This is a genomic window from Phenylobacterium sp., assembly GCF_030693805.1.
GTDB lineage: Bacteria > Pseudomonadota > Alphaproteobacteria > Caulobacterales > Caulobacteraceae > Phenylobacterium.
In genome coordinates, this window is record NZ_JAUXZW010000160.1 from 1 (window position 1) to 12,002 (window position 12,002).

17 protein-coding genes are annotated in these 12,002 nt (G+C 69.0%); 9 read left to right on the forward strand and 8 right to left on the reverse strand.

Annotated elements, in window-relative coordinates; all coding sequences use genetic code 11:
* Positions 1 to 818: fumarylacetoacetate hydrolase family protein (locus Q8M88_RS06730; protein WP_305595667.1), on the reverse strand; the 818-nt coding region annotated here is incomplete at its 3' end.
* Between the two features lie 76 nt (positions 819 to 894).
* Positions 895 to 1,278: a hypothetical protein gene (locus Q8M88_RS06735; RefSeq protein WP_305595669.1), complete on the reverse strand. Its 384-nt coding sequence runs from the start codon at positions 1,276 to 1,278 to the stop codon at positions 895 to 897.
* Between the two features lie 173 nt (positions 1,279 to 1,451).
* Here Q8M88_RS06735 and Q8M88_RS06740 point away from each other — a divergent pair, with 173 nt between their 5' ends.
* The 5 genes from Q8M88_RS06740 (at position 1,452) to Q8M88_RS06760 (ending at position 4,569) form a co-directional block, all read left to right on the forward strand.
* A complete protein-coding gene (locus Q8M88_RS06740; RefSeq protein WP_305595671.1) occupies positions 1,452 to 2,030 on the forward strand; it encodes a YqaA family protein in 579 nt (192 codons plus the stop codon).
* Between the two features lie 40 nt (positions 2,031 to 2,070).
* Positions 2,071 to 2,586, forward strand: coding sequence for a disulfide bond formation protein B (locus tag Q8M88_RS06745; RefSeq protein WP_305595673.1), 516 nt, complete (start codon positions 2,071 to 2,073; stop codon positions 2,584 to 2,586).
* Positions 2,583 to 3,161, forward strand: coding sequence for a demethoxyubiquinone hydroxylase family protein (locus tag Q8M88_RS06750; RefSeq protein WP_305595675.1), 579 nt, complete (start codon positions 2,583 to 2,585; stop codon positions 3,159 to 3,161). The genes Q8M88_RS06745 and Q8M88_RS06750 overlap by 4 nt, the downstream gene beginning before the upstream one ends.
* Positions 3,162 to 3,222: 61 nt before the next feature.
* Positions 3,223 to 3,747: a hypothetical protein gene (locus tag Q8M88_RS06755; RefSeq protein WP_305595677.1), complete on the forward strand. Its 525-nt coding sequence runs from the start codon at positions 3,223 to 3,225 to the stop codon at positions 3,745 to 3,747.
* A gap of 87 nt (positions 3,748 to 3,834) precedes the next feature.
* Positions 3,835 to 4,569, forward strand: coding sequence for a dienelactone hydrolase family protein (locus Q8M88_RS06760; RefSeq protein ID WP_305595679.1), 735 nt, complete (start codon positions 3,835 to 3,837; stop codon positions 4,567 to 4,569).
* A gap of 9 nt (positions 4,570 to 4,578) precedes the next feature.
* On the opposite strand, the gene Q8M88_RS06765 is transcribed toward Q8M88_RS06760, so the two are convergent.
* On the reverse strand, positions 4,579 to 5,556 hold the full coding sequence (locus Q8M88_RS06765; protein WP_305595681.1) for a zinc-binding dehydrogenase: 978 nt from the start codon (positions 5,554 to 5,556) through the stop codon (positions 4,579 to 4,581).
* A gap of 186 nt (positions 5,557 to 5,742) precedes the next feature.
* On the opposite strand from Q8M88_RS06765, the gene Q8M88_RS06770 reads away from it, so the two are divergent.
* Complete coding sequence (locus tag Q8M88_RS06770; protein WP_305595683.1) at positions 5,743 to 6,111, forward strand: hypothetical protein; 369 nt, start codon at positions 5,743 to 5,745, stop codon at positions 6,109 to 6,111.
* Here the strand turns inward: Q8M88_RS06770 and Q8M88_RS06775 are convergent.
* From Q8M88_RS06775 to Q8M88_RS06790, 4 genes are all read right to left on the reverse strand, one after another.
* Entirely contained in the window at positions 6,108 to 6,971 is an 864-nt protein-coding gene (locus Q8M88_RS06775) for a fumarylacetoacetate hydrolase family protein (RefSeq protein ID WP_305595685.1), read from the reverse strand. The genes Q8M88_RS06770 and Q8M88_RS06775 overlap by 4 nt on opposite strands.
* A gap of 371 nt (positions 6,972 to 7,342) precedes the next feature.
* The gene (locus Q8M88_RS06780) at positions 7,343 to 7,471 is read right to left on the reverse strand and encodes a hypothetical protein (protein ID WP_305595686.1); all 129 of its coding nucleotides are present in this window, start codon (positions 7,469 to 7,471) and stop codon (positions 7,343 to 7,345) included.
* A 49-nt stretch (positions 7,472 to 7,520) separates the two neighbouring features.
* Complete coding sequence (locus Q8M88_RS06785) at positions 7,521 to 7,712, reverse strand: hypothetical protein (protein WP_305595687.1); 192 nt, start codon at positions 7,710 to 7,712, stop codon at positions 7,521 to 7,523.
* A 90-nt stretch (positions 7,713 to 7,802) separates the two neighbouring features.
* Positions 7,803 to 8,363 (reverse strand): HNH endonuclease, encoded by a 561-nt coding sequence (locus Q8M88_RS06790; protein WP_305595689.1) that lies wholly within the window; start codon positions 8,361 to 8,363, stop codon positions 7,803 to 7,805.
* Positions 8,364 to 9,067: 704 nt separating this feature from the next.
* On the opposite strand from Q8M88_RS06790, the gene Q8M88_RS06795 reads away from it, so the two are divergent.
* Genes Q8M88_RS06795 through Q8M88_RS06805 form a run of 3 tightly spaced genes read left to right on the forward strand, consistent with a single transcriptional unit; the run spans position 9,068 to position 11,465 of the window.
* Entirely contained in the window at positions 9,068 to 9,691 is a 624-nt protein-coding gene (locus Q8M88_RS06795; RefSeq protein ID WP_305595691.1) for a TetR/AcrR family transcriptional regulator, read from the forward strand.
* A 9-nt stretch (positions 9,692 to 9,700) separates the two neighbouring features.
* Positions 9,701 to 10,555 (forward strand): tRNA glutamyl-Q(34) synthetase GluQRS, encoded by an 855-nt coding sequence (gene gluQRS / locus Q8M88_RS06800; RefSeq protein ID WP_305595693.1) that lies wholly within the window; start codon positions 9,701 to 9,703, stop codon positions 10,553 to 10,555.
* Complete coding sequence (locus tag Q8M88_RS06805; protein WP_305595695.1) at positions 10,548 to 11,465, forward strand: DMT family transporter; 918 nt, start codon at positions 10,548 to 10,550, stop codon at positions 11,463 to 11,465. The genes gluQRS and Q8M88_RS06805 overlap by 8 nt, the downstream gene beginning before the upstream one ends.
* A gap of 9 nt (positions 11,466 to 11,474) precedes the next feature.
* On the opposite strand, the gene Q8M88_RS06810 is transcribed toward Q8M88_RS06805, so the two are convergent.
* Positions 11,475 to 12,002 (reverse strand): protein adenylyltransferase SelO family protein (locus Q8M88_RS06810; RefSeq protein WP_305595698.1); only part of this gene is annotated, 528 nt, incomplete at its 5' end.

Here is a 12,002-nt window from a genome sequence, read left to right on the forward strand (position 1 = left end):
AGGAACGGCGTCCTGGGCGCCCCGTAGGCAAGCGCCTCAACGCTGCGCAACTCTGCGAGGCAGGAATAGCCGACGCCGCCTTCGCTGATAGCGCGGCCTTGCACGCCGCTGTCGCCGCGATTCGACACCGCGCCGGAGCCGATGATCGCGCCGGCCGCCAGGCTGCGGGTCGCGGCCGCGTGGCAGATCAGGTCGGCGAAGTCGAAGGCCATGTCGACGCCGGCGTCGGGGCGGCCGAACAGGGCTCCGTTCAGCTCCACCTCCAGCGCGCCGTGCAGCTTGCCGTCCCTCCAGCCGGGCAGTTCGTCCGGGGTGACGGCGACCGGCGAGAAGGCGAGGCCCCGCGGCGAAGCGTCATTGGCCAGCATCACCAGGCGCACGGCCGCCAGTGCGGTGGCGCGGTCTGCGCCGCGCGGCACATCGCCGACCACCACCGCGACTTCGGCTTCGAGGTCGAGGTCCCAGGCCGGATCGGCGATGGCGAGCGCGTCGCGTGGACCGAGGAAGCCGTCGGAGGCGCCCTGCTGGATCAGCGGGTCGCCGGTCGTCGGAGAGGTCAGGTAGGCCGAGCCGTCGGACCACTGGAGAGCGCGCGGCAGGGGGCTTGCGGCGTCATGCTCGCGGAAGCGTTCCCGGGGCGCCGAGCCGTGTTCGAGACTCTCCGACAGGCCCATCAGCAGCGGCGCGCAACGCTCCCAATCGTCGAGGGCGGCCTGCAGCGTGGGCGCAACCGCGCCTGCGTCCGCGAACCACGCCAGGTCTCGGGAGACCACCACCAGCCGCCCGTCGCGACCGCCCTTCAATGACGCCAGCTTCACGCTTCATCTCCCTTGCCGGACGCCTGGCCGGCGCCTCTGTGGTTGTTCGCGCGTCCGCCTCAGCCGGCGTCGCGCCTCATGTCGGCTTCACGCGCGGGATGACCACCGTCACCTTCACGCCGTGCTCGTAATCCTTCGGCTCGTAGACGCTGACCTCCAGCCGGATGTCGCCCCCCATGTCGGAATCCCACATGTAGGCGCGCTCGAAGCACACCGTGCGGCCGGCGGGCGTGAACCCCTCATAGGTGTCGCCCCAGGGCATGGTCTCGGCGAGTTGCGACCATTCCATCTGGGTCGCGCGCTCGAGTTCCTCGTCGGCGGCGACCTGCAGGTCCGTGGCCAGATCCGAATCCATACTCAGAACGTCCTTGGTGATCCGAGGCGGGTTGCGCCGGCGGTTCGCATTCTGCCCATCCTCCACCGCCCGGGCCGCCTCGTCCACATCAAGCGGCGCACGCATCGAACATGATCACGTATTCATCATTGGCGGGCCATGGGCGTCGCAACATGGGACGGATCGCGCACAGCGCTCAGGAGCCGGAGGTCGATTGCGTAGGTCTCCGCAACGGCGTTGCGGGACAATTAACTCAACGCCTGCTAGCAGGACACGCAACCGCCGCCCCGGGATCGCCGATGCTCCGCAAAGCCTACGACTGGGTCATGGGCCTGGCCGCTTCCCGCCATGCCCCCAGCGCGCTGTTCGCCGTGTCGTTCGCCGAAAGCTCGTTCTTCCCGGTGCCGCCCGACGTGATGCTGGCTCCGATGGTGCTGGCCAATCCCAAGAGAGCCTACGTCTACGCCGCACTCTGCACCGTGGCCTCGGTCCTGGGCGGATGCCTGGGCTACGCCATCGGCTACTACCTGGAGCCGCTGGGCCACTGGCTGCTGGCGCTGATGGGTCATGCCGAAGGCCAGGCCGCGTTCGAGGCCTGGTTCGAGAAATACGGCCTGGCCGTCATCTTGGTGAAGGGGCTGACGCCGATCCCCTACAAGCTGGTGACCATCGCCTCGGGCCTCGCCCAGTTCAGCTTCTTCACCTTCGTCTGGGCCTCGGTGCTGACCCGTGGCGCACGCTTCTTCCTCACCGCAACGCTCCTCAAATACTTCGGACCGACGATCCGCGCCGAGGTCGAACGACGCATGACGCTCTACACGATCATCGGCGTCGTGGTGCTGGTGGCGGGCGCGGTCGCCTGGAAGCTGCTGCACTGATCCGTTGCCGCCGCGGTGACTTGCGGCGATACCAGCGGCGATGAATGACCTCCTGCGCCCTGTCCTGACCCGTTGGCGGTTCTTCGCGCTGCTTGCGGCTGCGGCCATGCTCGGCGCGGCCCATGCCTTCCAGCACTTCGGCGATCTCGCCCCCTGCACCCTGTGTCTTCGCCAGCGTGAGGTCTACTGGGCGGCCGGGACGCTGGCCGCGGTGTCGATGGCGGTGGTGCGACTGCCCGGAGGACCGCGCTGGCGCGCGCCGAGCGATCTGCTGCTGGGGGCGATCTTCCTGGCCGGCGTGGCGCTCGCCGTGTGGCACGCCGGCGCCGAATGGAAGTTCTGGCCCGGCCCCGCGGCGTGCGCCAGCAGCGGCGCCTCGGTCAGCCCAGCCGCCATGGATTCCCTGTTGCTGGGCGCCAAGGCCAAGGCGCCGAGCTGCGATCAGGCGGCCTGGGTGTTCGGCGGACTTTCCATGGCCGGGTGGAACGCGCTTATCTCCCTGGGCCTGGCCGCGTTGAGCCTGCAGGCGGCCCTGTACGAGAGATCGAGGCGATGAGCGACAAGCCGGTTCCGCCCAGACCTGTTCCTCCAAGGCCAGGGACGGGCGCCAGCGCCGACCGGCTGGCGGAGATCCTGCGTGTCGATCACGCCGGAGAACTCGGCGCCGTTTCGATCTACCGCGGACAACGCGCGGTGCTCGGCGAGGCCGCGTCGCAGGTGCGGATCGCCGGCCAGCTCGAGGAGATGGAAGCCCACGAGGCCCGCCATCTCGCCCGCTTCGAGACCTTGCTCAGCGAACGGCGCGTGCGGCCCACCGCGCTGGCCCCGATCTGGCGACTGGCGGGCTTCGCGCTGGGCGCCGGGACCGCGCTGATGGGCCCCAAGGCCGCCCACGCCTGCACAGAAGCGGTGGAGACCGTCATCGAGGCGCACTACGCCGAGCAGATCGCCGAGATCGCCGAGCGCGAACCGGAACTGGCCAAGGAACTCGCCGCCTTCCGCGAGGAGGAACTGGCGCACCGGGACCTCGCCGTGGAGGAAGGCGCACTCGAAGCCCCCGGCCACCGCCTGTTGTCCGGGCTGATCCGCGCCGGCTGCCGCGTGGCGATCCGGGTCAGCGAAAAGCTGTGAAGCGCGCGGCGCGCTCCGCGCTGAAACCTCCGCCAGAATCGGCGCAGGATGGGGATCGTCCATGACGGTCTCCTTCGAAGGCTTTCCCCGCACTCTGGACCGGGCCGCGCTTCGGCCCGGACGCTGGTTCGTGGCCGCCGAGGGACTTCGCGCCGTGCTCTGCCTGGCCACCGATGTGGTCGACGGGCCCGATCAGCTGGCGCTCACCTTCAGCGCCACCGGCGTCGAAGCCATCGAATTCACCGCCACGCCGCTATTGGCGCTCGCCGGACCCTTCGGCACGCTCGAGGACGAGATCGTCTTCGCGCCAGGGCTCGCCGACGGCCGCCCGGTGCTGATCGCGCCCACCCGCCGCGCGTTCCGCAGCGGCTCGCTGCTGCGGCTGCGCAGCGGCGACCTTGGCGTCGGCTTCGCCGCGCCGGCCGGCGGCGACCTGGTGATCGTCTCGCTGAGCACAGGCCTGCGCGCCGACGGCTTCGAACTGGTGTTCGAGCGCTGGTCGCTCAGCCTGCGGCGCGGCGCCGCCGAATCGCTGATCGGCTACTTCAAGCCGGTGGCCAACTTCGCCGATCGCCGACGCATCTAGCTGCAGTTGACGCAGCGGCGCCGGCTTGGCCTATAGGCGGCGGGCCAGAGCGACGCTGAGGATCGCCGGCGCAAGGGGAGGCGTTCCATGATCGAGGAAACCGTCGACATCGCGACCCGCGACGGGACGATGACCACCTTCATCTGCCACCCCGAGCGCGGCGGTCCGCACCCCGTGATCATCATCTACATGGACGCGCCCGGCATCCGCGAAGAGCTGCGCGACATGGCGCGGCGGCTGGGCACGGCCGGCTACTACGTCGTGCTGCCGAACATGTACTACCGCTCCGGCGAGATGGAGCTGGGCCCGATTGGCGCCGAGGGTTCGCCCGAGCGCGCGAAGATGTTCGCACTGATGAACTCCATCACCATCCCGATGGTGATGGACGACACCGCCGCCATCCTCGACCTGGTCGCCGGCCGCGCCGCGGCCAGCCCCGGCCCGATCGGCTGCATGGGCTATTGCATGAGCGGAACCTACGCGGTGAACGCCGCCGCCCGCTTCCCCGACCGGGTCGCGGCCGCCGCGTCCATCTACGGCGCCAACCTGGTCACCGAGGCCGACGACAGCCCACACAAGGTCGCCGGACGCGCCAAGGCCGAGCTCTATTTCGCCTGCGCCGAGATCGACATCTGGGCGCCGCCCGAGACCGTCGCCGCCCTGCAGACCGCACTGGACGCCAGCGGCGCCAATGTGGAGCTGGAGATCTACCCGGGCGTCCACCACGGCTTCGCCTTCCCGCTCAGGCCGATTTACGACAAGCCGGCGGCGGAACGGCACTGGGAGCGTCTGCTTGCCCTGTTCCGCCGCCGCCTGGCCTGACCGCCGCCCTCAGCTCGTGAGGATCAGCTTTCCGCCGCTGGCGTGGGATTCCATCAGGCGATGGGCCTCGGCGGCGTCGGACAGCGGCATGATCTTATCCTTGACCAACTTGATCTTGCCGTCGGCGGCGAGCCGCAGCATGCCGATCAGGTCACCTTCGCGTTCCGCCTCGACCTGGGCGGGATCGCCGCCCTGGACGCCCATCACCTTCACGCCTTTGAAGAATGTGTTGCGCACGTTGAGCGTCAGCTCGGGCGAAGCCATGTTGCCGTAGATCGCCAGGCGACCGCCGGGCCGCAGTCCTTCGATCACCGCGTTGACCAGCGGAGCACTGCAGGTGGCGTCGATGGCCGCGTCGATGCCGCGGCCGTCGGTGATCTCCTTGATGCGGGCGGCGACGTCCTCTTCGTAGTGGTCGATCACCGCGTCGGCGCCCACCGACCTGACTACGTCCAGCTTGCGCTGGCCGCCGGCGGTGCCGATCACGAAGGCGCCGGCCGCCTTGGCGATCTGCACCATCACGCTGCCCGTGCCGCTGGCCGCCGCGGTGATCAAAACCGCTTCGCCGGCCCGCACCTGGGCCACCCGCACCACGGCGCGCCAGGCGATCGGGCCGGTGGTGCCAAGACCTGCGCCGTCCTCGAACGATACCGTGTCAGGAAGTTTCACGACCTCGCTCACATCAGCGACCGCCAGCTCCGCATAGGCGCCGGTCGTCGGCCGCCCGACCACCCGGTCGCCGATCTTAAAGCTGGTGACGCCCTCGCCCAGGCCGGCGATCTCGCCCGCCAGCTCGATGCCCAGCACGTGCGGGGCGACGATCTTGAAGTACGGACGGATGCCCGAGCGCCAGATCGTGTCGACGTGGTTGACCGTGGTGGCCCGCATCCGCACCAGCACCTGGCCGGGACCCGGGACCGGATCAGGCAGATCGCCATAGACGATGACTTCCGGCCCGCCAGGGCTGTTCAGATAGGCAGCTTTCATGGAATTCCTCTTGGCGCCGAACACTCGCATAGCGGCGTTCGCTTCGCGCCCAATGATACAGACGTTAGTTATATGCCCAGCATAGGCGAACGCGGCGGCGGGAACGGCCCAGAAATTCTGGATCGACCTTCAGTCCCGAGCGTTCTGAACGATCGTCTGCCCCGCAACCACGAAAGCGAGCTTCTTATGACCGTGCGCACCGGCCCCGTCACCCCGGACACTGACAACGCCCCGCATGACGACAGCCTGGATCGCGTGCGCCAGATGCTGGCCGCCGCGGGTCGGGATTTCGTCTCCAACCTCAGGGACGCCACAGCCGGCGCGCAGGACCGCACCCGCCAGGTGGTGGAGTCCGGCGGACGTCGCGCGCGAACCTTCAGCGCCGCCGCGGCCTCGACCGCACGGACCAGGCCCGCCGCGACCACTGCAGCCGTGGTCGGGGTGCTGGGCGTCGCCGCTGCAGCCGCCCTGCTGAGCAACGCGCGCACCCGCAAGGCCAGCCTGGCCGCGGCGGAGTCTCTGTGGCGCCGCTACGGCCATTACCTCAAGCGCTAGGCGCGCTCGGGCGTCATCACGCCCTCGATCTTGCCGAGCTTCGAGATCTCGCAGGTGACCGTGTCGCCCGGCTTCAGGAAGCTGGGCGGCTTCATCGCCACCCCGACGCCGCCTGGCGTTCCGGTGTAGATCACGTCGCCCGGCTCCAGCGTCATCGCCTGGCTGAGCTCAACGACCTGGTCGAAAACGTCGAAGATCAGGTTCTTGGTGTTTGACGACTGCCGCGTCTCGCCATTGACCTTGCAGCTGATGTCCAGCGCGTGCGGGTCGCCCACTTCGTCGGCGGTGGTGATCCACGGCCCGAACGGCCCGTGGGTGTCGAACGACTTTCCGATCATCCACTGCGCCGACTTGAACTGCCAATCGCGCGCGCTGACGTCGTTGCCGACGCAGTAGCCGAACAGCAGGTCGGCGGCCTTGTCCTTGGGGACGTGCCGCCCCTTCTTGCCGACGATGGCCACCAGCTCGACCTCGTAGTCGACACGGCTCGACGCCTTGGGCAAGTCGATCGGTTCATAGGGGCCATGGGCGGCGGTCGTCTGCTTGCAGAACCAGATCTGGTTGGGCGGCGTCTCCTGGCTGCTCTCGGCCACGTGGTCGGCGTAGTTCAGGCCCATGCACAGCATCTTGCCGGGCCTCGGGATCGGAGCCAGCAGCCGCACGCTCGCAAGCGGCAGCGCCGCGCCCGCCTGCGACCAGCGCGCGACCTCGCCCTTCAGTTCGTCCCATCGCTCGATCAGGCCGATCATGTCGAGGCCTGCGAAGGCCCCGTCGCTCGGCGCGGGGACCACGCCCGCTTCGGTGACCACGCCGATCTCAGCCTGCTGTGCGCCCGAACGGACGAAGGTCGCGAGTTTCATGATGGCCAGCCGTTTCCTGCGATAATGGAACGCGCGGACTTGAGCGCCGCGTCGATGCGATCTCGACTGGTAGGACCGTTGCAGCGCTCGATCAAGCGTGCGACTGGGCCGCTTCGGCGCGCGCTCATCCTCTGTCGAAGACGACACCGACGGGGCACGGTGGATCTCCACGCTGTCCTTGCCGGCCCGACGTTTCGGCGCTGGCGCTGTGAAGCCGTCAGGACCGCATGGCGCCGCTGGACGGCGCGCCGACCGCGCTGGCGCCCGACAGCCAGATCCACCTGCGAGGTGGCGGCACGGACCACTTCGTCGAGTACGAGCACACCGACGACTTCAACCAGATCGTCAGCCCGTTCCTGCTGAAGCAGCGCCTAGAAAAGCTTGGCGAACACGAAAGCCAGCGCGACGCCGGCCGCGAGGCCGAACGCCATTGGCCACAGCGAGATCGTGCGGCGCGGCGGGGACGCGTCTTCGGGCGGGGGCGTAGGGTCTGCGGTCATGTCGGCGCAAGCTTAAGGCGCTGGAGGATCAGACTCCAGCCTCGCGGGATCAGTCCGTCTGCGGGCGCCCTGTCGCGCGGTCGAGGGCTTCACGATCGAGCCCATGGGTCGCGATCAGCTCGCGCATCGTGTCCATGTCGACGCCGTAGATCAGCGCCAGCATGTGCAATTCGACACTCTCGCCTTCGGTGGGAAGCGCGTGCGGATACGCGCCGCCGGCATGGTGTTGGTTCTCGACCATCGTGGATCACCTGCTCTGTTATCCAGAGAACGCAGGACGCAGCCTTCAGTTCTGCTCTTGAACCTGCGCCGGCGCGAGGCGGCGCGCAACTCACGCCTCCAGTTCGACATCCCAGTAGAGGTAATCCAGCCAGCTCTGGTGCAGGTGGTTCGGCGGGAACCGCCGGCCGCGGTCCTGCAGCTCGAAGGCGCTGGGGCGGCGCGGCGGGTAGTGCGGATGCATACCGGCTTCCCGGGGCGTGCGCCCGCCCTTGGTCAGGTTGCAGCGTGCGCAGGCGGTGACGATGTTCTCCCATGTGGTGCGGCCGCCCCGCGAGCGCGGCAGCACATGATCGAAGGTCAGGTCCTCCCCGGCGCTGCAGTACTGGCAGGTGAAGGCGTCGCGCAGGAACAGGTTGAACCGGGTGAAGGCCGGGGGGCGGTCCTGGGCCACATAGCGCTTCAGCGAGACCACGCTGGGCAGCTTCATCTCGAAGGTGGGCGAGCGGATCGTCTGGTCGTAGGTGGAGACCACGTCCACCCGCTCCAGGAACACGGCCTTGATCACGTCCTGCCAGGGCCAGAGCGACAACGGATAATAGCTGAGCGGCCGATAGTCGGCGTTCAGCACCAGGGCGGGCCACCCGAAGGGCGGGTGACTAACCACCTGCATGCGCGCGCCTCCGTAGGGGCGTGGCTGCGACTAATTCAGACGGACACGGACTGAAGACCGCACTCCTCTGTGAGGGGCGTCTGACGGCGAATCGTGGGGTACGACCGCCGCGACGCAGTCACGATAGGCCAGATTTCACGACAGCTCCATGACCCTGGGCGAGTAGCGGGCACGAAAAAGGGGGCCGCTAGGGCCCCCTCCGTCTTTGGTTCGCTTCGACGGCCGATCAGCCGCCGACCACCATCACGGCCGCGGCGATCGCGCCGCCAAGCGCCAGGAACATCGCTGGTCCGGCGCGGTCGAAGAAGCGCTCGAAATTCGCGAGAGACATCACACACACAACCTTTCAGGAAACCCTCCGAGGGAGCGGAGGTTGTTCATTTGAACGATGCTAAGATAGCATTGATCTGAACGGCGTCAAGATATATATGTTGCACTGCAGCATATGAAATCCTGCCGTCCGTTAGCCGCCGATCACCGCATAGGCGAAGGCGCCAGCGCCGGCCGGGATCAGCACGAGGCCAGGCTGGCCGTCGAAGATCCGGTCGAAGCCGAAGAACTTTGCGAGAGACATTTACGCCCACCTTTCGAATTGGACCCTCCGGGGGAGCGGAGGGGTCATGTTAACGATGCTAAGATAGTCACGATCTAATCGCTGTCAAGATACTTTACGGCGTCAAGATCGCCGCCTATGTTGAATCCCAATGAAAGAGGAAACGATAGGAGGCAGGCCCTATCATCACGGCGATCTTCGCCGAGGCCTCATCGACGCCGCGCGTCGGCTGCTCGAATGCGAAGGTCCGAGCGCGCTGTCGCTGCGCGCCGTCGCCCGTGAGGCCGGAGTCAGCCCGGCCGCGCCCTACCATCACTTCAAGGACAAGAACGAGCTGCTCGAGGCTATCGCCGAGCAGGGCTGGGATCTGCTGGGCGACATGCTCGCCAAGGCGCGGATCGAGTCCGGGTCCAACTACGGCCCCCTGGCTCTGGTCGGGGTGACCTATGTGCGCTTCGCCCGCGAACATCCGGCTCTGTATCGAGTGATGTACGACCGCTCGCGCGACCGCGAGGCGCTGCCGGATCGCCAGCACGGCCACGACGGCGCCTACGACAGGGTACGCACAGCCCTCGTCCAGGCCGGGCTCGACCCCACGGACCTCGTCGGCCTGGAACTCGCCGCCGTCGCCGCCTGGAGCGCCGCCCACGGCCTCGCCGAGATGGCCTGCTTCAAGCAATTCCAACCGCTGAAGGACCAGCTCGGGGGCGAGGAGGCCTTCCTGCGCGGCGTGTTCGAGCACATGGGCATATTCGCCGAAGGTCCAAAGCGCTAAACGCGGCCGGTGGCCGATCGCTTCGTCACCCGTTTCGCCCCCTCCCCCACCGGCTGGCTGCATCGCGGCCACGCCTTCTCGGCGCTGAGCGCGTTCCGCGCGGCCCAGTCGCGGGCCGGGCGCTTCATCCTGCGCATCGAGGACATCGACGCGACCCGCAGCCGTCCGGCGTTCGAGGAAGCGATCCTCACGGACCTCGCCTGGCTGGGGCTCGCCTGGGAGCAGCCGGTGCGCCGCCAGTCCGAGCACATGGCCGACTACCGCACGGCTCTGGATCGGCTTCAGGCGCGCGGCCTGGTCTATCGATGTTTCCGCACGCGCCGCGAGATCGCCGAGGATATAGAGCGTGCGCCGCACGGCGCCATGGAGGCCTGGCGAGGCGGCCCGCTCGCCCCGGACGACGAAGCCCGTCGCCTCGCGGCGGGCGAGGCGTACGCCTGGCGTCTGTCGCTCGACGCCGCGGCGCGTGACCTGGGGGGCTTCGGCGCCTTAAGCTTCATCGAGCGGGGTAACGGGCCGAACCACGAGACAGGCCTGATCGCCGCTCGGCCGGAGCTTGGGGGGGACGTCGTGCTTGCGCGCAAGGACGTCGGCGTCGCCTATCACCTCGCCGTGGTCGTCGACGATGCGCTGCAGGAGGTGACCCAGGTGATACGCGGCCAGGACCTGTTCGAGGCAACCCACGTGCAGCGGCTGCTACAGGCGCTGCTCGGTCTTCCCACCCCGACCTACGCTCATCATCGCCTGCTGCTCGGCCCCGATGGCCGGCGGTTCGCCAAGCGCGACCGCGCCGAGACGCTGCGCGATCTGCGCGCGCAGGGCGTGCCCCCCGCACAGTTGATCGCCGAGTTCGGCCTTGACTGACGCCCCCGCGCCCGCGGCCGGGTCCCGCGGCAAGGCGCTGGCGGCGCTGATCTTCGGCGCCGCGGTGATTGGTCTGGCGCCGATCCTGGCGCGCCTCACCGAAACCGGCCCGGCTGCGGCCGGCGCCTGGCGCCTGTCCTTCGCCCTGCCGATGCTGGCCGTGATCGCGCTGCGCACCGCGCCGGGGTCGAGCCTGCGGCCGCATCCCGCCGCCCTGCTGGCTGGCGTGATGTTCGCGCTCGACATGGGCTTCTGGCACTACAGCCTCGCCTACACCTCGGTCGCCAACGCCACCGTGCTGACCAATCTGACGCCGGTCGTGGTCACCGCCGTGGCCTGGTTCGCCTTCGGACAGCGTCCGCGCCCGGCCTTCCTGGCGGCGGTCGCGCTGGCGGTGGCGGGCGCCGCCCTGATGACCGTCGGACGGGAGGGCGCTGCAGGGCGCAACCCGCCGCTGGGCGACGGCCTCGCGCTGACCACAGCGCTTTGGTACGCCTTCTACATGTTGGCCATCGGCGTCGCGCGGCGCACCCAGGCCGCGACGATGGTGATGTTCTGGTCGTCGCTCGTCGGCATGCCGCTGCTGTTCATCGCCGCGGCGGCGCTGGGGGAAGACATCATCCCGCGTGGCGCCGCCGGGTGGGCGGCCTGCGTCGGCCTGGGCGTCGTCCACGTCGCCGGCCAGGGCGCCATCGCCTGGGCGCTGGGCCGGCTGGAGACCGCGACCGCCTCGGTGGTGATCCTGGTCCAACCGGTCGTCGCCGCGATCCTCGGATGGCTGCTGTTCGCCGAGGCCGTCGGCCGGCGTCAGGCCGTGGGCGCGGCCTTGGCGCTAGGCGGCGTGATCCTCGCCCAGCGGGTCGCCGGAACCGTCATCACATCGCCCCGAACAGCAAAGCCGGCAGGCTGACTAGCGCGCTCAGGGCGTCAGCCCATAGCCTGTGCGCGCCGTCTCGATCGCCGCCAGCTTAGCCAAGAAGGCGCCCCAGTCGTCGTCCTGCGCGATGCCAGCCCAGATGGTCTCGATCTCCTCGTAGATCAGCTCCTGCGGTTCGGCCGCGGCGAAGCACGGCGCGCTCAGACGCTCTGGCCGCTCTGGCGTGAAGTCTGCGAGCTTGGCGCGGAAATCCGCGAACTCCTCCTTCGCGTAGAGGGTCGCGCGGGGACCGGCCAGGGCGCGCGCCTGGTCGCCGCAGAACCAGTCGAAGAACAACGGCTCCCAGCGCAGATCGGCCCCGCCCGCCGCCAACGCCCGAAACGCGGCGTTGGCCAGATCGGCCTCGGCCTGCGGCTCGCCCGGCGCCAACCCCAGCCGCTCGCGCACCGCGCCGGCCAGCTCGCGCCGATAGGCCTCGGCGAAACCGTTCAGGGCTTCCACCAGGGCGTCCTGGCTGGCGACCAGGGTCAGGCAGCCGGCCAGTTGCTGCAGGTTCCAGAACACCGCCTC

Bases quoted from the DNA above. Each gene is read 5' to 3' on its own strand.
- Q8M88_RS06780 (WP_305595686.1), bottom strand. From the start codon at position 7,471: ATGACCGCAGACCCTACGCCCCCGCCCGAAGACGCGTCCCCGCCGCGC.
- Q8M88_RS06740 (WP_305595671.1), top strand. From the start codon at position 1,452: ATGCTCCGCAAAGCCTACGACTGGGTCATGGGCCTGGCCGCTTCCCGC.
- Q8M88_RS06775 (WP_305595685.1), bottom strand. From the start codon at position 6,971: ATGAAACTCGCGACCTTCGTCCGTTCGGGCGCACAGCAGGCTGAGATC.
- Q8M88_RS06750 (WP_305595675.1), top strand. From the start codon at position 2,583: ATGAGCGACAAGCCGGTTCCGCCCAGACCTGTTCCTCCAAGGCCAGGG.
- Q8M88_RS06785 (WP_305595687.1), bottom strand. From the start codon at position 7,712: ATGGTCGAGAACCAACACCATGCCGGCGGCGCGTATCCGCACGCGCTT.
- Q8M88_RS06770 (WP_305595683.1), top strand. From the start codon at position 5,743: ATGACCGTGCGCACCGGCCCCGTCACCCCGGACACTGACAACGCCCCG.
- Q8M88_RS06755 (WP_305595677.1), top strand. From the start codon at position 3,223: ATGACGGTCTCCTTCGAAGGCTTTCCCCGCACTCTGGACCGGGCCGCG.
- Q8M88_RS06765 (WP_305595681.1), bottom strand. From the start codon at position 5,556: ATGAAAGCTGCCTATCTGAACAGCCCTGGCGGGCCGGAAGTCATCGTC.
- Q8M88_RS06795 (WP_305595691.1), top strand. From the start codon at position 9,068: ATGAAAGAGGAAACGATAGGAGGCAGGCCCTATCATCACGGCGATCTT.
- Q8M88_RS06735 (WP_305595669.1), bottom strand. From the start codon at position 1,278: ATGCGTGCGCCGCTTGATGTGGACGAGGCGGCCCGGGCGGTGGAGGAT.
- Q8M88_RS06760 (WP_305595679.1), top strand. From the start codon at position 3,835: ATGATCGAGGAAACCGTCGACATCGCGACCCGCGACGGGACGATGACC.
- Q8M88_RS06745 (WP_305595673.1), top strand. From the start codon at position 2,071: ATGAATGACCTCCTGCGCCCTGTCCTGACCCGTTGGCGGTTCTTCGCG.
- Q8M88_RS06790 (WP_305595689.1), bottom strand. From the start codon at position 8,363: ATGCAGGTGGTTAGTCACCCGCCCTTCGGGTGGCCCGCCCTGGTGCTG.